This is a genomic window from Variovorax sp. RA8, from assembly GCF_901827175.1.
GTDB lineage: Bacteria > Pseudomonadota > Gammaproteobacteria > Burkholderiales > Burkholderiaceae_C > Variovorax.
In genome coordinates this window covers 5,589,073-5,612,508 of sequence record NZ_LR594662.1, presented here as the reverse complement: position 1 = coordinate 5,612,508, position 23,436 = coordinate 5,589,073, and the positions used below count along the sequence as shown (strand labels likewise).

The 23,436-nt window shown below is 69.1% G+C and carries 21 protein-coding genes; 14 read left to right on the top strand and 7 right to left on the bottom strand.

Features of this window, described 5'->3' with window-relative positions; all coding sequences use genetic code 11:
• The first annotated feature begins 36 nt into the window (after positions 1-36).
• Entirely contained in the window at positions 37-1,230 is a 1,194-nt protein-coding gene (locus E5P3_RS26775; RefSeq protein ID WP_162589890.1) for an MFS transporter, read from the top strand.
• 20 nt (positions 1,231-1,250) lie between these two features.
• On the opposite strand, the gene E5P3_RS26770 is transcribed toward E5P3_RS26775, so the two are convergent.
• Positions 1,251-1,931, bottom strand: coding sequence for a TetR family transcriptional regulator C-terminal domain-containing protein (locus tag E5P3_RS26770; RefSeq protein WP_332107394.1), 681 nt, complete (start codon positions 1,929-1,931; stop codon positions 1,251-1,253).
• Positions 1,932-2,098: 167 nt separating this feature from the next.
• Between E5P3_RS26770 and E5P3_RS26765 the strand changes: the two genes are divergently transcribed.
• From E5P3_RS26765 to E5P3_RS26740, 6 genes are all read left to right on the top strand, one after another.
• Entirely contained in the window at positions 2,099-3,169 is a 1,071-nt protein-coding gene (locus E5P3_RS26765) for a type II asparaginase (RefSeq protein ID WP_162588729.1), read from the top strand.
• Positions 3,170-3,295: 126 nt separating this feature from the next.
• A complete protein-coding gene (glyQ, locus tag E5P3_RS26760; RefSeq protein WP_162589888.1) occupies positions 3,296-4,201 on the top strand; it encodes a glycine--tRNA ligase subunit alpha in 906 nt (301 codons plus the stop codon).
• Between the two features lie 3 nt (positions 4,202-4,204).
• Positions 4,205-6,358 (top strand): glycine--tRNA ligase subunit beta, encoded by a 2,154-nt coding sequence (glyS, locus tag E5P3_RS26755; RefSeq protein ID WP_162588728.1) that lies wholly within the window; start codon positions 4,205-4,207, stop codon positions 6,356-6,358.
• Positions 6,359-6,369: 11 nt separating this feature from the next.
• Positions 6,370-6,945 carry a D-glycero-beta-D-manno-heptose 1,7-bisphosphate 7-phosphatase gene (gene gmhB / locus E5P3_RS26750; protein WP_232073323.1) on the top strand — a complete coding sequence of 192 codons (576 nt, stop codon included), beginning with the start codon at positions 6,370-6,372 and terminating at the stop codon, positions 6,943-6,945.
• Positions 6,945-7,700 (top strand): lysophospholipid acyltransferase family protein, encoded by a 756-nt coding sequence (locus E5P3_RS26745; RefSeq protein ID WP_162588727.1) that lies wholly within the window; start codon positions 6,945-6,947, stop codon positions 7,698-7,700. Before gmhB ends, E5P3_RS26745 begins: the two co-directional genes overlap by 1 nt.
• A gap of 11 nt (positions 7,701-7,711) precedes the next feature.
• Positions 7,712-8,602, top strand: coding sequence for a M48 family metallopeptidase (locus tag E5P3_RS26740; RefSeq protein ID WP_162588726.1), 891 nt, complete (start codon positions 7,712-7,714; stop codon positions 8,600-8,602).
• 9 nt (positions 8,603-8,611) lie between these two features.
• Here E5P3_RS26740 and E5P3_RS26735 read toward each other — a convergent pair whose 3' ends face one another.
• The 6 genes from E5P3_RS26735 to E5P3_RS26710 all read right to left on the bottom strand — a co-directional run bounded on the left by E5P3_RS26735 (position 8,612) and on the right by E5P3_RS26710 (position 15,387).
• A complete protein-coding gene (locus E5P3_RS26735; protein WP_162588725.1) occupies positions 8,612-9,382 on the bottom strand; it encodes an SDR family oxidoreductase in 771 nt (256 codons plus the stop codon).
• A gap of 56 nt (positions 9,383-9,438) precedes the next feature.
• Positions 9,439-11,259, bottom strand: coding sequence for an ATP-binding response regulator (locus E5P3_RS26730; RefSeq protein WP_162588724.1), 1,821 nt, complete (start codon positions 11,257-11,259; stop codon positions 9,439-9,441).
• Positions 11,252-11,896, bottom strand: a complete 645-nt coding sequence (locus tag E5P3_RS26725; RefSeq protein ID WP_162588723.1) for a response regulator — start codon at positions 11,894-11,896, stop codon at positions 11,252-11,254. Before E5P3_RS26725 ends, E5P3_RS26730 begins: the two co-directional genes overlap by 8 nt.
• A gap of 86 nt (positions 11,897-11,982) precedes the next feature.
• On the bottom strand, positions 11,983-12,876 hold the full coding sequence (locus E5P3_RS26720) for a pseudouridine synthase (protein WP_162588722.1): 894 nt from the start codon (positions 12,874-12,876) through the stop codon (positions 11,983-11,985).
• An 8-nt stretch (positions 12,877-12,884) separates the two neighbouring features.
• Positions 12,885-14,267: a leucine-rich repeat-containing protein kinase family protein gene (locus tag E5P3_RS26715; protein WP_162588721.1), complete on the bottom strand. Its 1,383-nt coding sequence runs from the start codon at positions 14,265-14,267 to the stop codon at positions 12,885-12,887.
• Positions 14,268-14,325: 58 nt separating this feature from the next.
• Positions 14,326-15,387 carry an MBL fold metallo-hydrolase gene (locus E5P3_RS26710; protein ID WP_162588720.1) on the bottom strand — a complete coding sequence of 354 codons (1,062 nt, stop codon included), beginning with the start codon at positions 15,385-15,387 and terminating at the stop codon, positions 14,326-14,328.
• Between the two features lie 102 nt (positions 15,388-15,489).
• Between E5P3_RS26710 and E5P3_RS26705 the strand changes: the two genes are divergently transcribed.
• The 7 genes from E5P3_RS26705 (at position 15,490) to iaaH (ending at position 23,241) form a co-directional block, all read left to right on the top strand.
• Positions 15,490-15,885: a MerR family transcriptional regulator gene (locus E5P3_RS26705; RefSeq protein ID WP_162588719.1), complete on the top strand. Its 396-nt coding sequence runs from the start codon at positions 15,490-15,492 to the stop codon at positions 15,883-15,885.
• Positions 15,886-15,923: 38 nt separating this feature from the next.
• Complete coding sequence (gene can, locus E5P3_RS26700) at positions 15,924-16,643, top strand: carbonate dehydratase (RefSeq protein WP_162588718.1); 720 nt, start codon at positions 15,924-15,926, stop codon at positions 16,641-16,643.
• Positions 16,644-16,647: 4 nt separating this feature from the next.
• Complete coding sequence (gene aceK, locus E5P3_RS26695; RefSeq protein WP_162588717.1) at positions 16,648-18,459, top strand: bifunctional isocitrate dehydrogenase kinase/phosphatase; 1,812 nt, start codon at positions 16,648-16,650, stop codon at positions 18,457-18,459.
• 57 nt (positions 18,460-18,516) lie between these two features.
• Positions 18,517-19,701: an acetyl-CoA C-acyltransferase gene (locus E5P3_RS26690; protein WP_162588716.1), complete on the top strand. Its 1,185-nt coding sequence runs from the start codon at positions 18,517-18,519 to the stop codon at positions 19,699-19,701.
• Between the two features lie 105 nt (positions 19,702-19,806).
• The gene (locus E5P3_RS26685) at positions 19,807-20,325 is read left to right on the top strand and encodes a hypothetical protein (protein WP_162588715.1); all 519 of its coding nucleotides are present in this window, start codon (positions 19,807-19,809) and stop codon (positions 20,323-20,325) included.
• A 176-nt stretch (positions 20,326-20,501) separates the two neighbouring features.
• A complete protein-coding gene (locus tag E5P3_RS26680) occupies positions 20,502-21,632 on the top strand; it encodes an acyl-CoA dehydrogenase family protein (RefSeq protein ID WP_162588714.1) in 1,131 nt (376 codons plus the stop codon).
• A gap of 88 nt (positions 21,633-21,720) precedes the next feature.
• Positions 21,721-23,241 (top strand): indoleacetamide hydrolase, encoded by a 1,521-nt coding sequence (gene iaaH, locus E5P3_RS26675; protein ID WP_162588713.1) that lies wholly within the window; start codon positions 21,721-21,723, stop codon positions 23,239-23,241.
• Positions 23,242-23,436 lie beyond the last annotated feature (195 nt).

The following is a 23,436-nucleotide window of genomic DNA, read 5'->3' as shown; positions in this document are numbered from 1 at the left end:
GGTAAAGCCTTGCCCGGCCGCCGCACCACCACCTTGATGCTCGGCGTGGCGCAGACGCTCGCCTGGGCTTCCTCCTACTACCTTCCCGCGGTCCTCGCCGGGCCCATGGGGGCCGAGCTCGGCGTCTCTCCTTCCACGATCTTCGGGGCCTTCTCCCTGGCGCTCATCGTGTCCGCGGCGACCGGCCCCTGGGCGGGGCGCGCGATCGACCGCTTCGGCGGCCGGCCGGTCCTGGTCGCGAGCAACCTGGTGTTCGCCGCGGGCCTTGCCGGGCTTGCGGTGGCGACCCATGCCGTCCATGTCTTCGCTGCCTGGCTCCTGCTCGGGGTTGGGATGGGCAGCGGGCTGTACGAGGCCGCGTTCGCGACGGCAGTGCGCCTGCACGGACGCGATGCGCGTGGCGCGATCACCGGCATCACGCTGCTGGCGGGCTTCGCGAGCACGGTGGGCTGGCCCCTGTCGGCTTGGCTCGAGGACGTCGCGGGATGGCGTGGCGCATGCCTGGCCTGGGCCGGACTGCACCTGGTCCTCGGCCTTCCGCTGAACGCGCTGCTGCCACGGCCGCCGGCGGCGCACGCCATGCAGGCGGAGGACGGCAAGGCCGGGCAGGGCCGGGCGGCCGTCCTCACGCCGGCGCAGCAGCGCCGGGCGGGCTGGATCATGGCCTACGTGTTCGCCGTCACCTGGTTCGTCAGTACCGCGATGGCCGCCCATCTGCCGCGGCTGCTGCTGGCCGGCGGCGCGACGCTCGCGGTGGCGGTGTCGATCGCGGCGCTGGTGGGGCCGGCACAGGTGGCGGGCCGGTTGATCGAATTCGGCTTCCTCAAGCGCGCACACCCCTTGCTGTCGGCGCGCCTGGCCACCCTGGCGCACCCGCTGGGTGCACTGTGCCTGGGGCTGTTCGGGATGCAGGCAGCGGCGGCCTTCGCCGTGCTGCATGGCCTGGGCAATGGGATCCTGACCATCGCCATCGGCACGCTGCCCTTGCTGATCTTCGGGCCCCAGGGGTATGGCCAGCGCCAGGGCCTCCTGATGGTGCCTGCGCGGATCGTGCAGGCCGGTGCGCCCTTCCTGTTCGGCCTGGCGCTGGAGCGCTGGGGTGCCGGCGCGCTCTGGCTCTCCACCGGCCTCGGCTTGTCGGCTTGCGCAGCCTTGCTGGCCATGAAGCTGCCACCGGCGCGGCAATCGGCGGATTCAAGGCCGGTGGAGGATGCCGTCGCCAGTCGCTGAGTCGCGCAGCTTGGGGCGGATCAGCGATCGATCCCGCAGCCGCCCAGCACGAAGGCGACCAGCTCGCGCGCGATCGGCTCGCGCTCGATCGGCGCATCGGGCGGCAGGCCCAGCATCACCCGCGTCTGCAGGGCGTAGTCGGCGTAGCTCTGGGTCATGGCCCAGATATGCATCAGCAGCAGGCGCGCGTCCAGCGGCCGCATCAGGCCGCGCGCGATCCAGCCGTTGATGATGTCCACCTTCTTTTGCGTCCAGGCGCGCGCGTTCGGCCAGTAGCGTGCCAGGTTGCGGCCCCCGTCCAGCACCTCGCGGGTGAAGATGCGCGAGATCTCGGGGTTGTCGAAGGCATGGTCCAGCTTCTTGCGGATGTAGTCCTCGAGCACCGGCCCCGGCGCGCTGGCGTGCTCCTCGAAGGCGAACACCACCTTCCAGTCGTGCAGCACCTGCATCAGCAGCTCCTCGTAGAGCTCTTCCTTGCCGGCGATGTAGTAGTGCAGCTGCGGCTTGGTGAGGCCGGCACGCGCCGCGATCGCCTGGGTGGAACTGCCCTTGAGCCCGTGCAGGCTGAACTCGGCGATGGCCGCGCTGCGGATCGCGGCCAGGATGCGCTCGCGGCCCGGCCGTGCGCGCGACAGCGGGCCTTCCGGCGCCGGCATTTGCTGCGCCAGCGCGGCCGCGGTGGGGAGGGTGGGACTGCTCATTGGGGAGGACGGCGCTGCCGCCTGGGCGATGGTAGCGCTTCGTCCGAACCGTCTCGGCCGCCGGCATTGCCCCATGCGCAGGAAGCATTTCAGGCGTGTGACGGTGGTGCGGGCTTCCGGTATCGTCCCCTGCGCTTCGTGAATTGTTCACGCCAACAGGAGCCCCCATGTTCTTCGCCCCCCGCTTCCGTGCCTTCGCGGCCGCTGCGGCGTTGACGGCCGCCGCCGCCATCGCCCATGCCCAGCAGGCCCTGCCCAATGTCGTGATCCTCGCGACCGGCGGCACCATCGCCGGCGCCGGCGCCTCGGCCGCCAACAGCGCCACCTATGCCGCCGCCAAGGTGCCGGTCGACAAGCTGATCGCCGGCCTGCCCGAGATCTCCAAGGTCGCCAACGTGCGCGGCGAGCAGGTGTTCCAGATCGCCTCGGAGAGCTTCACCAATGACAACCTGATGGTGCTGGCCAAGCGCGTCTCGGCCCTCGCCAAGCAGGCCGACGTCGACGGCATCGTGATCACCCACGGCACCGACACGCTGGAGGAGACCGCCTACTTCCTCAACCTGGTGGTGCGCACCTCCAAGCCCATCGTGGTGGTCGGCTCGATGCGCCCGGGCACCGCGCTGTCGGCCGACGGCGCGCTCAACCTGTACGACGCCGTCAACGTCGCCGCCAGCAAGGACGCGTCCGGCAAGGGCGTGCTGGTGACCATGAACGACGAGATCCAGAGCGGCCGCGACGTCAGCAAGATGGTCAACATCAAGACCGAGGCCTTCAAGAGCCAGTGGGGCCCGCTGGGCATGATCGTCGAGGGCAAGAGCTACTGGTTCCGCGCGCCGGTGAAGCGCCACACCACCCAGTCGGAATTCAACATCGACGAGATCACGGCGCTGCCCGCGGTCGACATCGTCTACGGCTACGGCAGCGTGCCCGCCACCGCGATCGATGCGCTCGCCAAGAGCGGCGTGAAGGCGTTGGTCCATGCCGGCACCGGCAACGGCTCGGTGGCCGACCGCATCGTGCCCGTGCTGCAGAAGCTGCGCGGCGACGGTGTGCAGATCATCCGCAGCTCCCGCGTGCCCGATGGCTTCGTGCTGCGCAATGCCGAGCAGCCCGACGACAAGTACGACTGGGTGGCGGCGCATGACCTGAAGCCGCAGAAGGCGCGCATTCTCGCGATGGTGGCATTGACCAAGACCAACGACCCGAAGGAAATGCAAAGGATCTTCTGGGAGTATTGAACCCCGGGGGGCTTCCCGCTTCACCTCGACGGCCGCAGCGGCGCAAGCCCTGCGGCCGTTGTCCATCCAGGCGCTCTTAAAATGCCCGGTTCGCTGTTCGAGGACTCGAACAGCCACCACCCCAAGATGCTCACCTTCCAACAAATCATTCTCAAGCTGCAGTCCTACTGGGATGCCCAGGGCTGCGCGCTGCTGCAACCCTACGACATGGAGGTGGGGGCCGGCACCTCGCACACCGCGACCTTCCTGCGCGCGCTCGGCCCGGAGCCCTGGAAGGCCGCGTACGTGCAGCCCAGCCGGCGGCCCAAGGACGGCCGCTACGGCGAGAACCCGAACCGCCTGCAGCACTATTACCAGTACCAGGTCGTGCTGAAGCCGGCGCCGGCCAACATCCTCGAGCTCTATCTGGGCTCGCTCGAAGCGCTGGGATTCGATCTGAAGAAGAACGACATCCGCTTCGTCGAGGACGACTGGGAGAACCCCACGCTCGGCGCGTGGGGCCTGGGCTGGGAGGTCTGGCTCAACGGCATGGAGGTGACGCAGTTCACCTACTTCCAGCAGGTCGGCGGCATCGACTGCCGGCCCATCACGGGCGAGATCACCTACGGCCTCGAGCGCCTCGCGATGTATCTCCAGGGCGTGGACAACGTCTACAACCTGAGCTGGACCGAGGGTTTGAGCTACGGCGACGTCTACAAGCAGAACGAGGTGGAGCAGTCGACCTACAACTTCGAGCACAGCGACGCGGACTTCCTGTTCACTGCCTTCGCTGCTCACGAGAAGCAAGCGAAGCATCTGATGGAGCAGAAGCTCGCGCTGCCGGCCTACGAACAGGTGCTCAAGGCGGCCCACAGCTTCAACCTGCTGGATGCGCGCGGCGCCATCAGCGTGACCGAGCGTGCGGCCTACATCGGCCGCATCCGCAACCTCGCGCGCAGCGTGGCGCAGAGCTACTACGAAAGCCGGGAGCGCCTCGGCTTCCCGTTGGCGCCGCGCGAATGGGTGGCCGAGATGACGAAGAAGGCGGCCTGAGAGATGAGCACCAAGAACAACCTGCTCGTCGAACTGTTCGTCGAGGAACTGCCACCGAAGGCGCTCAAGAAGCTGGGCGATGCCTTTGCCGGCGTGCTGCGCGACCAGCTGAGGGCCCAGGGGCTGGCCGACGCGAGCTCGGTACTGACGGCCTATGCCTCTCCGCGGCGCTTGGCGGCACACCTCACCAACGTGGGCGCGCAGGCCGCCGACCGCGCGATCTCGCAGAAGCTCATGCCCGTGGCCGTGGGGCTCGATGCTGCCGGCCAGCCAACGCCGGCGCTGCTCAAGAAGCTGGCCGCGCTGGGCGCCGATGCCGCCGCCGTGCCAGGCCTGCGCCGCGCGATGGATGGCAAGGCCGAGGCCCTGTTCTTCGACAGCAGCGCCAAGGGCGCGACGCTGGCCGAAGGCCTGCAGAAGGCGCTGGCCGAAGCCATCGCGAAGCTGCCGATCCCCAAGGTCATGAGCTACCAGCTCGAAGCCGGCTGCGCGCTGCCCGGGTGGACCAGCGTCAGCTTCGTGCGTCCGGCGCATGGGCTGGTCGCGCTGCATGGCGATACCGTGGTGCCGGTCGAAGCGCTGGGCCTCCAGGCCGGACGCGAAACCCATGGCCACCGCTTCGAGGCCCGGCGCGACCCGATCGTGCTGCGCGACGCCAACAGCTATGCGGTGCAGCTGGAGGAAGAGGGCGCGGTAATTGCCGGCTTCGAGGCGCGCCGCTTCGAGATCGCGCGTCAGCTGGCCGAGGCCGCGCTGTCGGCCGGCGCCGGCACGCAGCCGATCGACGACGATGCGCTGCTCGACGAGGTCACGGCACTGGTCGAGCGCCCCAACGTGCTGGTCTGCGAATTCGAACGCGAGTTCCTCGGCGTGCCGCAGGAATGCCTCATCCTCACGATGAAGGCGAACCAGAAATACTTTCCGCTGCTCGATGCCGCCGGGCGCCTCACCAACAAGTTCCTGGTGGTCAGCAACATCCGCCCAGCCGACGCCAGCGCCGTGGTCGGGGGCAACGAGCGCGTGGTGCGCCCGCGCCTGGCCGATGCCAAGTTCTTCTTCGACCAGGACCGCAAGAAGTCACTCGCTTCGCGCGTCGAGTCGCTGGGCAAGGTGGTCTATCACAACAAGCTCGGCACGCAGGGCGAACGCGTCGAGCGCGTGATGCGCATTGCGCACGCCATCGGCGAGCAGCTGGGCACGGCTTCGAGCGACCCTGCGCTGGCGCCGCGCGCGGTGCAGGCGTCGCAGCTCGCCAAGGCCGACCTGGTCACCGACATGGTCGGCGAGTTCCCCGAGCTGCAGGGCATCATGGGCCGCTACTACGCGCTGCACGACGGCCTCGAGCACGCCGTGGCCGATGCGATCGAGGACCACTACAAGCCCCGCTTCGCAGGCGACGCGTTGCCGCGTGGCCCGGTCGGCATCGTGGCCGCCCTGGCCGACAAGCTCGAGACCCTGGTGGGCATGTTCGGCATCGGCAACCTGCCGACCGGCGACCGCGACCCCTTCGCGCTGCGCCGCCACGCGCTGGGCGTGATCCGCATGCTGACCGAGCGTCACCTGCCGCTGGGCCTGCGTGACCTGATCGGCCAGGCCTATGCCGCCTTCAACGCGCCCAAGGCCGGCGACCATCCGCTGGCCGACCCGACCGAGGCGCTCGAAGCCTTCATCTACGACCGCTTGGCCGGTAGCCTGCGCGAGCAGGGCGCCAGCGCCCAGGAGGTCGATGCGGTGCTGGCGCCCGCGCCGCAGCGCCTGGGCGAGGTGCCCAAGCTGCTGGCGGCCGTGCGCGCCTTCGCAGCCCTGCCCGAGGCGCCGGCGCTGGCCGCGGCCAACAAGCGCATCGGCAACATCCTCAAGAAATCGCCCGAGGCCGATGCGCATGTGAGCGAGCTGCTGCTGAAGGAGCCGGCCGAGAAGGCGCTGCACGCCGCCATGCAGAAGGTCTTGCCCACGGCCAATGCGCAGTTCGATGCCGGTGACTACACCGCCTCGCTGCAGACCCTGGCTGCGCTGCGCGGGCCGGTCGACGCCTTCTTCGACGACGTGATGGTCAACGCCGAGCAGTCCGACCTGCGGCTGAACCGTCTGGGGCTGCTGATGCTGCTGCACCGGGCCATGAACCAGGTGGCGCAGCTGGAGCGGCTTGCGGCGTGATCGGGGGCCCCATGAAAATCGTCATCCTCGACCGCAACGGCACGCTCAACGTGCACCGCGAGGACTTCGTCAAGAGCGACATCGAGTGGACGCCGTTGCCCGGTGCGCTGGAGGCGGTGGCGCGGCTCAACCATGCGGGATGGCATGTGGTGATCGCCTCCAACCAGTCCGGCCTCGGCCGCGGGCTGTTCGACGTGGCCTCGCTCAACGCCATGCACGCCAAGATGCACAAGATGCTGGCGGCCGTGGGCGGGCGCGTGGACGCGGTGTTCTATTGCCCGCACAGCCCCGACGAGAACTGCGAATGCCGCAAGCCCAAGCCGGGCCTGTTCCTGCAGATCGCCGAGCGCTATGGCGTGGATCTCGCCAACGTGCCGACCGCCGGCGACAGCCTGCGCGACATGCTGGCCGGCGCGGCCGCGGGCTGCGAGCCGCACCTGCTGCTGACCGGCATGGGCGCGGTCTGCCGCGGCGTGCCGCTGCCGCCCGAATACCCGCCGAAGACACGCGTGCACGAAGACCTGGCGGCCTTCGTCGACTTCCTGCTGGAGCGCGAAGAGCGCAAAGCACTCAACCTGGCCGTCTGATGTCCCTCCTCCGATCCATCGTCCATGCCCTGTGGATGCTCGTCACCGTGGTGCCATGGGGGATGATCATGGTGGTCAGTTCCCTATGGAAGCGCGGCATCCCGCTGTACTGGATGGCGGTGCGCTGGCTCGGCTGGGCCATCGGCGGCGCCCGTGTGCTGCTCGGCATTGAAACGCGCGTCAGCGGCATGGAGAACCTGCCCCAGGACAAGCTTGCCGGCTGCGTCCTGTTGGTGAAGCACCAGTCGACCTTCGAGACCTTCCTGATGCCGACCTTGATGCCGCATCCGCTGGCCTACGTGTTCAAGAAGGAGCTGATCTACGTGCCCTTCTTCGGCTGGGCCATGGCGCGGCTGGACATGATCCACATCGACCGCAGCCAGCGCACCCAGGCCTTCAACAAGGTGGTCGCGCAGGGCCGTGCGCTGCTGGCCCAGGGCATCTGGATCATCATGTTCCCCGAAGGCACCCGCATCCCGCGCGGGCAGCAGGGCATCTACAAGACTGGTGGCACGCGGCTGGCCTGCGAAACCGGGGTGCCGGTGATTCCCATCGCGGTGACATCGGCCAAGGTCTGGCCGCGCAAGGCCTTCATCAAGCGCCCCGGCGTGGTGGATGTCTCCATTGGCCCGGCCATCTCCAGCGTCGGGCGCAAGCCCGACGAGCTGATGCGCGAGGTGGAGGCCTGGATCGAGGGCGAGATGCGCCGGCTCGACCCCGAGGCCTACATCTCGGTGGAGACGGTGTCGGCCTGAGGACAGGCATCATGCGCGGCCTGCTGCAATTCACGCTCGACCTGTTCGATGAGCCCGTGCCGCCGCCGACCCCGGCGCCGGCTCCACCCGCGCCGTTGGACAGCGCCGCGCCTCCCGCGATCCCCTTGGCCCAGGCGATGAGCCCGGCCAGCTTCGTCCATCCGCGCGCCACGCGCGAGCTCACGCTGGGCAATGCCCGCGTGGCCTACGAGTTCACACGCGGCAAGCGCCGCACCATCGGCTTCATCGTCGGCGCCGAGGGCTTGACGGTGCGCGCGCCGCGCTGGGTTGCGCTGCGCGACGTCGATGCGGCGGTGAAGGAGAAGGCCGACTGGATCCTGCGCAAGCTGGCCGAGACGCAGCAGCGCCATGCGAAGCTGGAGGCGACGCGCATCGAGTGGCGGGACGGCGTGAGCTTTCCGTTCCTGGGCGAGCCTGTGCTGGTGCGCCTCGACCCGCACCACGGCTTCGAGGGCGTGGGCGCGATGCTCGATGCGGGTGTCGGCGCGGAGGCGCGCATCCTGCGGCTGGCGCTCGCGAAAAACGCCGGCCCGGCCCAGATCCAGGATGCCGCGCAGGCCTGGCTAATGCGCCAGGCGCGGCGCATATTCACCGAGCGCCTGGACCACTTCGCGCCGCGCCTCGGCGTGTCCTGGAACAAGCTGACGCTGTCGAACGCCTCGACGCGCTGGGGCAGTGCCCGCGTCGACGGCGCGATCCGCCTGCACTGGCGGCTGGTGCACTTCCGGCTGCCCGTGATCGACTACGTGGTCGCCCACGAACTGGCCCACCTGCGCGTGATGGACCACAGCGCGCGTTTCTGGGAGACGGTGGAAACGGTGGTGCCGAACTACGACGATTTGCGCCGGCAACTCAAGGAGCAGCCGGTTCCGAAGTGGTAACGCTCACGGCTATCGCGCGTGCGTGACGCCCCCATCGACCACCAGCGTCGAACCCACCACATAATCGCCCGCCCGCGAGGCCAGGTAGATCGCGGCCGCTGCCATGTCCTCCGGCTCGCCGATGCGCCCGGCCGGAATGCGGCCCTTGATCTCCTCGCCATGGTCGCGCGCGTCCTTGTTCATGCTGGAGGCGAAGGCGCCCGGCGCGATCGCGCTGACGACGATGCGCTCCTGCGCCAGGCGCAGTGCCATGCGGCGCGTCAGCTGGATCAGGCCGGCCTTGCTCGCCGCGTAAGAGTACGTTTCCTGCGGGTTGACGGAGATGCCATCGATCGAGGCAATGTTGATCACCTTCGCCAGGTGATCGGTGGCCGCCTTCCTGAGCATCGGCGTCAGCGCCTGGGTCAGGAAAAACGGCGTCTTGAGGTTGAGGTCCACCACCTTGTCCCAGCCGCTTTCGGGGAACTCCTCGTAGGGCGCGCCCCAGGCGGCACCGGCGTTGTTGACCAGGATGTCCAGCGTGCTCTCGTGGCCGGCGTAGGCCTGGACCAGCGCGTGGGCGCCTTCGACGGTCGAGACGTCGGCCGGCAGCGAGATGCAGGGGCCGAAAACGGAGAGCTCCTGCGCCGTCCGGTCGCAGGCCTCTGCCTTGCGCGCCGAGATATATACGCGCGCGCCCTGGGCCAGGAAGCCTTCGGCGATCATGCGGCCGATGCCGCGCGAGCCGCCGGTGACGAGGGCCGTGCGGCCGGCAAGAGAGAAGAGTCGGGTGGTGTCCATGCGCTGTGTCTCCAGGAGTACGGACCAAGCTTAGTGCGCGCGGGCACCGCCGGGCGTCACCTTGGCGCCACCGGCTCCGGCGCTTCGTCCTCGTCCAACGCCAGGACCACCTCCTGCAGCGTGCGCGCGAGCTTGTCGCCGTCCAGCGGCTTGTGCAGGATGCGCGCCGCCACGGTGGAGAACTCGCGGAAGCGCGAGGGCGCGGTCTCGCCGGTCACGATCACTGCCGGCAGCGCCGGCCGCTGCTGGCGCACCCGCGCGATCACATCCAGGCCGGTTTCGTCGCGCAGGCGGTAGTCCACCACCATCACGTCGGGCTCGAAGCCCTCGGCCAACGCCTGCTGCGCCTTGGCGCCGGTGGACACGCCCTTGACCGACCAACCCAGCTGGTGCAGGTAGGTGCACATCGCCGACAGCACCTCGGCCTCGTCGTCCACCAGCAGCACCGCCAGACGCGTGCCGTCGAAGGCGCGCGCCTGCGCGGTCGGGGCTTCGGGATGGCTCTCGTCCATCGGCGCGGCCGAGGCGAGTTGCAGGGTGAAGGTGGTGCCGCGGCCGGGTTCGCTGTCCAGGCCGATCTCGATCTTCAGCAGCTCGGCCGTTCGCCGCACGATCGCCAGCCCGAGGCCCAGGCCCTGGCTGCGGTCGCGCGAGGGATTGCCGATCTGGTAGAACTCCTCGAACACCCGCTCGCGTTCGTTCGCCGGGATGCCGGGGCCGGTATCGCTCACCCGCACCAGCACCCGGCCATCGGAGGCGGCTTCGGCCGACAGCGCCACCCCGCCGCGGCTGGTGAACTTGATCGCGTTGTTCACCAGGTTGCCGACGATGCGGATCAGCTGGTCGGCGTCCGTCAGCCCCCACAGCGGCGTCTCCGGCACCGTCACCTTCAGGAACAGTCCCTGCTGCGCCGCCAGTGCCGCGTACTCGTCGCGCGAGGCGCGCAGCACGGCGCCGATGTCGTGCGGCGCGAACCTGGCCTCGATGGTGTGGGCGTCCAGGCGCGAGATATCCAGCAGGCCGTCGAGCAGGCCGCTGCTCTGGCGCAGCGCGCTGCCGATGCCGCGGCTGACCTCCTTGAGCAGTGGGTCCGGCGAGCGGCGCGCCAGGATGTCCAGCGTGGTCGCGTTGATGGACAGCGCGTGCAGGGGCTGGCGCAGGTCGTGGCTGGCGGCCGCGAAGAAGCGGGTCTTGGCCTCGCTGGCGGCGGTGGCGCGGTCGCGCTCCTGGCGCACGGCCTCCGACAGCACGGCGTTGTCGTCGAGCACGCTCATGAGCTTGTGCAGCATGCGGCCCTGGTCCTTCACGGTGGCCAGCAGCATGAAATAGACGAGCAGGATGCCGGCCGCGAACATGTAGCCGATGGCGCCGCCGCGCCAGGCCCAGCCGCCGGCAAGAAAACAGAAGGTGAGGGTGCAAAAGCCGACGAAGGCGCGCTGCGAGCCCGCCACCGAGGCGGCGCCGATGGTGCAGCCGGCCATCAGCACCGCGGCCACCGCCATCGGCGCGAAGTCGCCCGGCGCGTAGAAGGCGAAGGGGACGATGCTCGCGGTCGACACGCCGTTGTAGTCGAAGCCGCGCAGCAGCCGCGGCAGGTATTGCAGCTGGGTGTCCGGCTCGGCGCGTTCCACCGCCAGGCCCATTCGCCAGCGATACACCATGACCGCGCCGGTCAGCACCAGCCAGACCCACGGCCAGAGTTCCACGCCCTGGCGCCAGACGATGAAGGCGACCAGGATGTAGCCCAGGTAGTTGAGCGGCAGCCGCCGCGAGTACGCGAGGATCAGCTGCAGCCGGCGCTCCAGGATGCGCTGCCCGATCCGGGCCTCGCGCGAGGCCGCGGCCAGCGGCATCGGGGCCGAGATGGCTTCAGTCAATGCGCACGCCCTCGCGCGAGGCCTGGTAGGCGGCCTCGGTCCTGTTGCGCACGCCCAGCGCGGTGTAGACCGCGGTGAGGTGGGCCTTGACAGTGGATTCGGCGATGTCGAGCTGGCGCGCGATCAGCTTGTTGGGCAGGCCGCGCGCGGCCGCGCGGTAGACGTCCATCTGGCGCGGGGTGAGGCCGGCGAGCCGCGGGTCATGGCCGGCCGCAGTGGCGCTTTCCACCGCCGGCGGCGGGGCTGCGTTGAGGGTTTCCAGCGGCAGGAAGATGCGGCCGGCCAGCACCTGCTGGAGGGCCGCGACCATCATCTCCGAGCTGTACTTCTTGGGGATGAAGCCGGCCGCGCCCAGGTCCACCGTGTTGCGGATCATGGTGGCGTTGGTGTCGCCCGACAGCACCACGATGCGCGCCATGCAGCCGGCATCGCGCAGCCGGCGGATCGATTCCTCGCCGCTGCAGTCGGCCAGGTGCCAGTCCAGCAGTACGAGATCGAACTCGGCCAGCTCCACCAGCCTGATGGCATTGCTCATCTCGCCCGCGGTCTCCACGCGCAGTTCGGGCACCAGGACGCTCAGCAGGTTCTTCATGCCCTGCAGGAACATCACGTGGTCGTCGATCATCAGTACGTTCATCGACGGGAGTATTCATCAGAACAGGCCCGGTTTGAGCAGCCTTCGACTTTGGTCGAAGCGGGTTTGTCGGGAGCCGCGAGCCTCGGTTACAGGGCGAGCGAGCGAAGGCTTTCGAAGGCGCGCGGCCGTCCGTCGAGCGGGTCTCGAAACGCCAGCGACCTGGCCAGCAACTGCAGCGGCCGCTCGAAATCGTCGGCGCCCTCGGGCAGCAGCGTGGGGTAGAGGGTGTCGTGGCGGATCGGCAGGCCCAGCGCGGCACAGTGCACGCGCAGCTGATGGCGGCGGCCGGTCAGCGGCGACAGAAGCAGGCGGGCCCAGCCGTCGCGGGCCTCCAGCAGCTGGAAGCGGGTCTCGGCGTTGGGCTCGCCCTCCACCTCGCGCATGCGCATGAAATGCGTGTCGTCGACCAGGCGGCTGCGGCGCACGGCCGGCAGGGCCGGCGTGCCCTGCCACGGCACGATGGCCTCGTAGCCCTTGGTGATGGCGCGCGCGGCGAACAGCGCGTGGTAGGCATGGCGTGTGGCCGGCTGCACCGAGAACAGCACCAGCCCGGCGGTCTCGCGGTCGATCCGGTGCAGGGGCGCGAGCTGGTCCAGTCCCAGCTTGCGCTGCAGGCGCACCAGCAGGCTCTGCTGCACGTACTTGCCCACTGGCGCCACGGTCAGGAAGTGCGGCTTGTCCACTGCGAGGAGGTGCTCGTCCCGGAACAGCACCGTCTCTTCGAAGGGCACGGGCCGCTCGTTGTCGAGCGAGCGGTAGTAGAAGACGTGCAGCCGCGGCTGGTACGGCCGGCTCGGCGTGACGGGGACGCCGTGCTCGTCCACCACGTCGCCCGCGCGCATGCGCGCTTCCCACGCGGCGCGCGGAATGGCCGCGAAGCGCTCGACCAGGAATTCGGCGATGGTGGGCCAGGGGCCGGGCGGCAGCGCGACGCGGCTCGCGCCGACGCCGTCGCGGGTGGGCAGCGGCACGGCGGGCATGGCGGGCCTCAGGCGGCGGCCAGGGCCGAGGCGATCTCGGCCAGCCGCGGGCGCGCGGCGGCCTCCGGCTGTGTGCAGCGCCTTTCGAGCTCGGTCCATCGTTCCAGCACTGCGCGTTCCGCATCGTCCACCAGGCGGCAGCGCGAGCGCAGCTCCCCGAGCAGCAGGCCGAAGGCGCGCGCCTCGACGCGCTGCAGCGCCAGGGCCTGAACCGCGTTGTCCGGCGGCAGGAAGGAGGCGGCACCGAAGTCGCCCAGCAGCCCGTTGCCCTCGCTGTCCCACAGGATGTTGTGGGCATAGAGGTCGCCATGCACGATGCCGCGCGCGTGCAGCTGCGCGGCGGCCGAGGCGATGCCGCGGGCCAGCTGCAGGGCGGTCGCCACCGGCCAGCCGGCGTCAGCGGCATAGATGTCGCGGGTGCAGGAATCCAGGCTCGGCGGCCCTGCCAGGTTGCGAAAGCGCGGGTCGACCAGCGCCAGCACCAGGCCGGCTGTGCCTTCGGGGTGGTGCTGAACCCGGCCTTCGACCGCGATCAGGTTCGGATGCGCGCCGGAGGCGATGCAGGCGGCCATCTCGCTGTGCGGCCAGCCGTCGCTGGTGACTTCGCCCTTGAACAGCTTCACGGCCACCGGCCGAACGCTGCCGTCTTGGTGTGCCCAGTCGGCGCGGTGAATCACGCCGGATGCGCCTTCGCCCAACTTGTCGCGCAGCGACAGGCGCCGCCAATCGACCGCCAGGATGGCCGCCGCCTCCACCGCGGCCGTCTCGGCCCGGTCGTCGAAGGGGTTGCCCGCGAAGGCCAGCCAGGCGAGCCGGGGCAGGGCGGGCAGCCAGTCCGGCAGGGTCTCGAGACGGTTGGCTGAGATGCGCAGCAGCTCCAGCGCGCGGCAGGCCGCCAGTTCGGCCGGCAGGGCCTGGAGGCGATTGCCGGCCAGCATCAGCTTCTGCAGCCGGGTGCAGCGGCCGATGGCGGGCGGCAGCGCGTCGATCTCGTTGTCGGTCAGGATCAGCCAGCGCAGCGCGGGCGGCAGCGCCTCGGCCGGCACTGTACGGATGCGGTTGGCCTTGAAGCCGATCATGTCGAGGCTGGTGCACCGGCCCAGCGCAGCGGGCAGTTCGGTGAAGCGGTTGTTCGAGCAGAAGAGCACGCGCAACCGGTGCAGCCGGCCGAAGTCCTCGGGCAGCGCCGACAGTGCATTGCCCGAGAGGTCGAGCTCCTCCAGCGTGTCGGCCAGCGCGAAGATCTCGCGCGGGAACTCGGTCAGACCGCAGCGCAGCGCGAGCCGTTGCGCTCCCGCCAGCTGCCCGCTGCGCAGCTGGTCCAGCGTGGTTGTTGAAGCAGCTGCGCCTTCGGCTGCGATGCGACCGCCTCCGGGCGGCCAAGCGGCCATCAGGTAGCCTCCGCGCTACGCGCCGCGGTGCTATTCGACTTGGGAGCGGCGCGGTCTCTCATCCGAACACGCCGAAGCGCCAGACGCCGTCCTCGCCCTGGCGACGCTGCAGCTGCCCCTCGAACCACAGCAGGTGCAGGTGCGCCACGGTCTCGCCCAGGGCGAAGGTGGTCTGGTGCACGTCGAGTGCGCGCTTGAACAGGACCGGCAGCCCTTCGGCGCCGGTGAGCGGCCGGGTCGTGCAGGCCTCCAGCAGCTCGGCGAGGCGGTCGCGGTGGTGGTCCTGAAGCTGCTTCACGCGCTGGTGGATGCCGGTGAACGGCTTGCCGTGCGAGGGCAGGCCCAGCGTGTCGGCCGGCAGCGCGTTGAAGCGGTCGATGCTGTCGAGGAACAGGCGCAGGGGGTTGGCGTCGGGCTCCCCCGCGTGCACGCTCACGTTGGTGGAGATGCGCGGCAGCATCATGTCGCCGCCCAGCAGCGCATTGAGCTCCTCGCAGTACAGGGAGATGTGCTCCGGCGCGTGCCCGTAGCCGCCGATGCAGCGCCAGGCGCGCCCGCCGATGCGGACCGTGTCGCCGTCGAGCATGCGCACGAAACTCGCCGGCACCGATGGCACCATGTCGGCGTAGTAGCTGGTGCGACCGCGGATGACCGCCAGCGCCTCGGCATCGGCCATGCCGTGCGAGACGAAGAAGTCCGCCGCCGCATTCCCGCCGGCCAGCGTGTCGCCGGTGCTGGTGAGCACGCGCGCGACGTGGTAGTCGGTCGAGCTGATCCACAACGGCGCATTCCAGCGCCGGCAGAGCCAGTCGGCCAGGCCGATGTGGTCGGGGTGCATGTGCGTCACGATCACGCGCAGGATCGGCAGGCCCTCGAGCTCGTTCGCGAAGACCTGCTCCCATTGCGCGCGCGAGGCCTCGTGCGAGATGCAGCAGTCCACTACCGTCCAGCCCTCTGCGCCGTCGATGCTGTCGCGCAGCAACCAGAGGTTGATGTGGTCGAGCGCGAAGGGCAGTGCCATGCGCAGCCAGCGCACGCCTGGCGCCACTTCGAGGGTCCGGCCCGGCGCGGGCAGCGTGTCGCCGTGGGGGTAATGGAGTTCGCGTTCGAGCAAGTTCATGTAGGATTGACGTTAACGTAAACGTCATGGGGAAGACCCATCATTGTAGGTAGTCAGGGCCAAAGCTGCTGTCGCCCGCGCAATTGACCAACCGACCAACCGATGTCCTCGCAGACCTTCACCATCGGCGAACTCGCCAGGGAATTCGACCTCACCACGCGGGCGATCCGCTTCTACGAGGACATGGGCCTGCTAGCCCCCGAGCGCGCGGGGCAGCAGCGCGTCTACACCGCGCGCGACCGCACGCGGCTGACACTCACGCTGCGCGCCAAGCGTCTGGGCCTGAAGCTCAACGAGGTGAAGGAAATCCTCGACATGTACGACAGCCCGCGCGACACCGTGCCGCAACTGCAGCGCTTCCTCGGCGTGCTCGGCAGCCACCGCGCCCAGCTCGAGGCGCAGTTGGAGGAGATGCAGACCAACCTCGCCGAGATCCGCGCGCAGGAGAAGCAGGCCCGCGCAGCCCTGACCCGCGCGTCCAAGCCGAAGGCCCGCTGAGGCCTCATCATCATCCCTCATTCACTATGCACGACCCCATGGAAAACGACACGCCCGACAACCTGGAGGATCTCTTCGCCCACAACCGCACGTGGGCAGCGCGCATGGAGCGGGATCGTCCCGGCTTCTTCACCAGCCTGGTGAAGCAGCAGACGCCCAAGTACATGTGGATCGGCTGCTCCGACAGTCGGGTGCCCGCCAACCAGATCACCGGGCTGGAGCCTGGCGAGGTGTTCGTGCATCGCAACGTCGCCAACATCGTGGTGCATTCCGACCTGAACGCGCTGTCGGCGATCCAGTTCGCCGTCGAGCGGCTCAAGGTCCAGCACATCATGGTGGTGGGTCACTACGGTTGCGGGGGCGTCCAGGCGGCGCTCGAAGGCGCGCGCATCGGGCTGGCCGACAACTGGATCCGCCACATCCAGGACGTGCGAGACCGCCATCGCGTGCTGCTCAGTTCCCTGCCCGAAGAACTTCGCGCCGACGCGCTGTGCGAACTCAATGTGACGGAGCAGGTGGTCAACGTCGCGGTCAGCACCGTCATGGAGGATGCGTGGAGCCGTAAGCAATCCGTGTCCATTCACGGTTGGGCTTTCGGCGTGCACGACGGGCTGCTGCAGGATCTCGGCATGACGCTCGACGGGGTCAAGCCCATCGAGGCTTTGTACAAGGCGGCCGTCCAGCGCATCCGCTACAAGTGGAGCAAGCGGGCCGAGGAGCCGCAAGCCAACGTCGATCCGGCGCAAGCCGAGCCGTGAACTCATGTTTCCCCAGCGCCTCGATTCCCCGCTCGCCTACGACATCGCCAAGGCGATGCGCGACGGTTTCGACCGCCACTATCGGCTGTTCCGCGCCGAGTCGGCGCGCGCCAAGCACCGCTTCGAGACCGCCGACTGGCCCGGCCAGCAGCGGGCGCAGCGCGAGCGCATCGAGTTCTACGACCTGCGCGTGAGCGAGGCGGTGGCCCGGCTCGAGAAGGAGTTCAAGGCCGGCGAGCAGCCCATGGACGTCTGGCACCAGGTCAAGCTGCATTTCATCGGCCTCCTGGTCGACCACCACCAGCCCGAGCTGGCCGAGACCTTCTTCAACTCGGTCACCACCAAGATCCTGCACCGCGCCTACTTCCAGAACGACTTCATCTTCGTGCGGCCGGCCATCAGTACCGAGTACATCGAGCCGCGCGGCGCGCCCACCTACCGCGCCTACTACCCAGAGCAGCACACGCTGCCCGACACGGTGCGCCGTCTGCTCGAGGACTACGCGCTGCAGGGCCGCTTTGCCGATATCCAGCGCGATGCCGAGCGCGTGGCTGCCGCCATCCTCGGGCGCTTCCACCAGGTCAAGCTGCGCGCGAACTTCCAGCTGCAGGTGTTGTCGGGCCTGTTCTACCGCAACAAGGGCGCCTACGTGGTGGGCAAGATCATGAACGGCTTCATCGAGCTGCCCTTCGCACTGCCCATCCTGCATGACCGCGCCGGCAAGTTCTACATCGACGCCGCGCTCTTCGGCGAGGAAGACCTGCAGATGCTCTTCAGCTTCGCGCGGGCCTACTTCATGGTCGACATGGAGGTGCCATCGGCCTATGTGCAGTTCCTGCGCTCGCTGATGCCGCGCAAGCCGCGCGCCGAGATCTACAACGCCCTCGGGCTCGCCAAGCAGGGCAAGACGCTCTTCTACCGCGACTTCCTCTACCACCTGAACTACTCGACCGACCGGTTCCGCATCGCGCCCGGCATCAAGGGCATGGTGATGCTGGTGTTCGACCTGCCCTCCTTTCCCTACGTGTTCAAGGTCATCAAGGACTTCTACCCGCCGCAGAAGGACACCACGCGCGAGCAGATCAAGGGCAAGTACATGCTGGTGAAGCAGCACGACCGCGTGGGCCGCATGGCAGACACGCTGGAGTACAGCGACGTCGGCTTCCCGCTGGACCGCTTCGAGCCCGAGCTGATCGAGGAGATCAGGCAGTTCGCGCCCAGCCAGCTCGAGATCGGCGACCGCGACGGCAACGGGGAGATGGAGGTGGTGCTCAAGCATGTCTACATCGAGCGCCGCATGATCCCGCTCAACATCTACCTGCAGGAGGCCTTCGACCAGCTCGAGCATCCCGAGCACGCACACCGGGCGGGCAAGCAGCTGGAGCACGCGGTCGTCGAGTACGGCAATGCCATCAAGGACATGGTCGCGGCCAACATCTTCCCCGGCGACATGCTGTGGAAGAACTTCGGCGTCACGCGCGGCGGCAAGGTGGTGTTCTACGACTACGACGAGATCGAGTACCTCACCGAGTGCAATTTCCGCCGTGTGCCGCAAGCTCGCACCGAAGAGGACGAGATGAGCGGCGAGGTCTGGTACTCGGTCGGCCCGAAGGACGTTTTCCCGGAGACCTTCGGGCCCTTCCTGCTCGGCAACGAGGCGGTGCGCGACGCCTTCATGGCCCACCATGCCGACCTGCTCGACGCCGCCTTCTGGCAGAGCCACAAGGAGCGCATCCAGGCCGGCCAGATGCTGGACGTCTTTCCCTACGACGAGTCGCAGCGCTTCCAGCACGACGGCCATGCGCCTTACTTCTGAAACGAAATCGGGCGTTTAGGAGCCCGCTTCCCTCTTCAACTTCACAAGGAGCAATTCATGTCTGAATCAATCGTGATCGTCGGCGCCGCGCGCACCCCCATGGGTGGCTTCCAGGGCGACTTTTCTTCCCTTGCCGCACACGACCTGGGCGGCGTGGCCATCAAGGCGGCCATCGAGCGCGCAGGCATCGCGCCCGACACGGTCGGCGAGGTGCTGTTCGGCAACTGCCTGATGGCCGGCCAGGGCCAGGCGCCGGCGCGCCAGGCGGCCTACAAGGGCGGCCTGCCCGACAGCGCCGGGGCCGTCACCCTCAGCAAGATGTGCGGCTCGGCCATGAAGGCCGCGATGCTCGCGCACGACCTGCTGCTCGCCGGCACGCACGAGGTGATGGTGGCCGGCGGCATGGAGAGCATGACCAACGCGCCCTACCTGATGCTCAAGGGCCGCGGCGGCTACCGCATGGGCCACGACCGCATCTTCGACCACATGATGCTCGACGGGCTGGAAGACGCCTACCAGCCCGGCCGTTCGATGGGCACCTTCGGCGAGGACTGCGCGGCCAAGTACAAGTTCACGCGCGAGCAGCAGGATGCCTTCGCGATCGCCAGCGTGGAGCGCGCCAAGGCCGCCACCACCTCGGGTGCCTTCAAGGCCGAGATCGCGCCGGTGCTGGTCAAGGGCCGCGGCGGCGACACCCTGGTCGAGATCGACGAGGGCCCGGGCAAGGTCAAGCTCGACAAGATCCCCACGCTCAAGCCGGCCTTCAAGAAGGAAGGCGGCACCATCACCGCCGCCTCCAGCTCCTCGATCAACGACGGTGCCGCGGCGCTGGTGATGATGACCGAGAGCACGGCGAAGAAGCTGGGCGCCAAGCCCATCGCGCGCATCCTCGGCCACGCCACCCATGCGCAGCAGCCCGAGTGGTTCTCGACCGCGCCGGTGGGTGCCGTGGCCAAGCTCTTCAAGAAGACCGGCTGGGGCGTGAAGGACGTCGACCTGTGGGAGGTCAACGAGGCCTTCGCGGTGGTGCCGATGGCGTTGATGCACGAGCTCGACGTCTCTCACGCGGTGGTCAACGTGCATGGCGGCGCCTGCGCGCTGGGCCATCCGATCGGCGCCAGCGGCGCGCGCATCATGGTCACGCTGATCCATGCGCTCCAGCAAAAGGGCAAGAAGCGCGGCGTCGCCACCCTGTGCATCGGCGGGGGCGAGGGCACGGCGGTCGCGCTCGAACTGGTCTGAAGCCGGCAGGCACGATAACTGCAGTTGCAGCACCGTGAAGGCGCCGACCATCGGCCCAGGGCGCCTTCGCTCGATGCGCAACCCTTGCCGATGCCGGAGCCCTCAATGCCCTCACCGATCTCGCAGGCCCAGTTCAGGAAGCTCCGCCTGCTGCTTGGCCAAGGGCGGGTGGGCTCGGTCTATACCTACCTGGCCGATCACGGCTACTACTACGCGTGCTGGGCCGCTGGCGATGTCGAAGGCAGACCGCTCGCCGAGCCGCGGCTCGGCACGGTACCGGGCCTGCGCCTGGAGACGGTGCAGCACCTGCAGGCCGGTGAGCTCACGCAGATCCGGCTCGCCATGGCTTGCGGCTACCTCGACGCCCTGAGCCTGCAGTTCGAACGGGGCCCCCTGGTCACGCGCGACGTCACTGCGGAAGAGACCGCCGAGTTCCATGGCGAGGTCTTTCGCGCTCATTTCCTGGGTCTCAGCGACTGGTCGCTCCACATCCCCTTCGAGCAGCAGGAGAAGGCCGGCGGCCTCGAGGCCGTCGAGCGCTACTGGCAAGGCGTGCTGCGCACCTCCGCGCAGCTGAACGCGCGGGCCATCGCACGAGCCGCCGCGGCCCTGCTGGCCGCCTGACGCGCCGCGCGCGCATTGACACTTTTTGGCCGTGTCCCGGCGCGCGGTGACATTTCTTGGCCCGCCGCGCACACGGGCCGGCGGGGCGAGCGCTCCCTAGAATGGCGGGTTCCCCAACTCCCGGATACCTCCTTCATGCACCCGGGCCCCGAAGTCACCGTCATCCAGGAGCCGCCATGCTGCTGACCCCTGACCAGGAAGCGATCCGCGACGCAGTGCGCGCCTTCGCCCAGGCCGAGCTCTGGCCCAACGCGCCGCGCTGGGACCGCGAGCACCTCTTCCCGAAGGAAGCCCACGCCGGCCTGGCGGCGCTGGGCGCCTACGGCATCTGCGTGCCCGAAGAGGATGGCGGCGCCGGCCTCGACTACCTGACGCTCGCCCTCGTGCTCGAAGAGATTGCGGCCGGCGACGGCGGCACCAGCACCGCCATCAGCGTCACCAACTGCCCGGTCAATGCCATCCTCATGCGCTACGGCAACGCGGCGCAGAAGAAGAAGTGGCTGCAGCCGCTCGCGCAGGGGCAGATGCTGGGCGCCTTCTGCCTGACCGAGCCGCAGGCCGGCAGCGATGCCTCGTCGCTGCGCACCACCGCGCGCAAGGACGCGGACGGCTGGGTGATCGACGGCGTCAAGCAGTTCATCACCAGCGGCAAGAACGGCCAGGTCGCGATCGTCATCGCGGTCACCGACAAGGGCGCGGGCAAGCGCGGCATGAGCGCCTTCATCGTGCCCACCGATGCGCCCGGCTACACGGTGGCGCGCCTGGAGGACAAGCTTGGCCAGCATTCGAGCGACACCGCGCAGATCAATTTCGACGCCTGCCGCGTCCCGGCCGAGAACCTGATCGGACAGGAAGGCGAGGGCTACAAGATCGCGCTCGGCGCGCTGGAGGGCGGGCGCATCGGCATCGCGGCGCAGAGCGTGGGCATGGCGCGCAGCGCCTTCGAGGTGGCCCTGGCCTATGCCAAGGAGCGCCAGGCCTTCGGCAGCCCGATCTTCGAGCAGCAGGCGGTGGGCTTTCGCCTCGCCGACTGCGCGACCCAGCTCGAGGCGGCGCGCCAGCTGATCTGGCATGCGGCCAGCCTGCGCGATGCGGGCCTGCCCTGCCTGAAGGAAGCCGCGATGGCCAAGCTGTTCGCCAGTGAAATGGCCGAGCGCGTCTGCAGCGCGGCCATCCAGACGCTGGGCGGCTATGGCTACGTCAACGACTTTCCGCTAGAGCGGATCTACCGCGACGTGCGCGTGTGCCAGATCTACGAAGGCACGTCGGACATCCAGAAGCTGCTGATCCAGCGAGCGCTGGCCTGAAGCTGCGGCGGCTGTCATCGATACGGATGACAGACATGCGCGTGGCGGCGCGGCACCATGGGGCCTTCGTTTCACGGAGGCGTCCGCCATGTTCATCGATCGCCGGGTATCGTCCGTACGCGCCGCCGCGCTCTTGCTGTGCGCGGCCGCCTTCGCTTCATCCGCGGGCGCGCAGGCTGCGCCGCCGGATATCGCCACGCTGACCGCCAGCGAAGCCGTGCAGCGCCTGTGCGCCGGCTCGCTGACCAGCGAGCAGCTGGTGACGGCTTACCTCGCGCAGGCCAAGGCCAAGCCGCAACTCAATGCCTTCATCACGCTGGACGAGGCGGGCGCCCTCAAGGCCGCGAGGGCCGCCGATGCGGCGCGCCGCCGCGGCGGCCCCTGCAAGCCGCTGGGCGGGCTGCCGGTGGCGATCAAGGACAACATCCAGGTCCAGGGCCTGCCGGCCAGCGCCGGCACGCCCGCGCTCAAGGGCTTCATCGCCAGCGCCGACGCGCCGGTGGTCTCGAAGCTGCGCGCAGCTGGCGCCGTGGTGCTGGGCAAGACCCACATGCACGAGCTGGCCTTCGGCGTGAGCGGCTACAACCCGGCCTTCCAGACCGGGCCCGACGTGGGCGTGCGCAATGCCTACGATGCGACGCGCGTCGCCGGCGGTTCTTCCTCGGGCAATGGCGCAGCGCTGGGCGCGCGCATGGCGCCGGCCGCGCTCGGCACCGACACCGGAGGCTCGGTGCGCATCCCCTGCGCCTTCAACGGCTGCGCCTCGCTGCGCCCCACCGTGGGACGCTATTCGCAGCAGGGCATCGTGCCGATCTCGCACACGCGCGACACGGCCGGGCCGATGGCGCTTTCGGTGGCCGACCTGGCGCTGCTCGACCGCGTCATCGCCGGCGGCACGCCGGTGGTGCCCGCGGACCTCAAGCGGGTGCGGCTGGGCGTCGCGCAGGCGTTCTACGCCAACCTCGACGAGGACACCCGCGCCGCCACCGATGCGGCGCTGGCCCGGTTGCGCGACGCGGGCGTCACGCTCGTCGATGTCGAAATGCCCGGGCTGGCCGAGCTCAACGGCGCCGTCAGCTTTCCTGTCGCGCTCTACGAGATCCATGACGACCTCGCGAGCTACCTGGCGAAGTACCGTGCCGGCGTGGACATCGGCCAGGTGGCCGCGGGCATCGTCAGTCCCGACGTCAAGGGCACCTTCGAAGGACTGGTGCTGCCGCGCAAGCTGCCGGCGGCGCAGGGCGTGGTCGACGCCAAGCCGGCCTACGACAACGCGATGCGCAAGGCGCGGCCGGCCCTGCAGAAGCTCTACCGCGATACCTTCAGGAAACACCGGCTCGACGCGCTGGTCTTCCCGACCGTGCCGCGCGTGGCGTTGGCCGCCACGCCCGAATCCAGCAGCGTGGAGAACTTCGGTCTCCTGATCCAGAACACCGACCCCGGCAGCAACGCCGGCATCCCGGGGCTGCAACTGCCCGCCGGGCTGGGTACTGCAAGTGGTTTGCCCGTGGGGCTGGAGCTCGATGGGCCGGCGGGCAGCGACCGCAGGCTGCTGGCGGTGGGGCTCGCGGTCGAGGGGGTGCTGGGGCGTTTGCCGCCGCCGAAGTAAACGCTTCGTGGTGGCGCTGGGGCGCCGGCAGAAAAAGTGTTAATCGTTGCAGCGCCTGCAGTCTCGCTGCTAGCTTCGAGACAGGAGCACAACAAGATGAGCAATGGAATCCAGGGATGGGCCGGCCTGCTCGCGTGGGCGCGAGCTTCGTGGCGTGCAGGGGTCATGGTGTGGTTGTTGGCCTGCGTGGGCCAG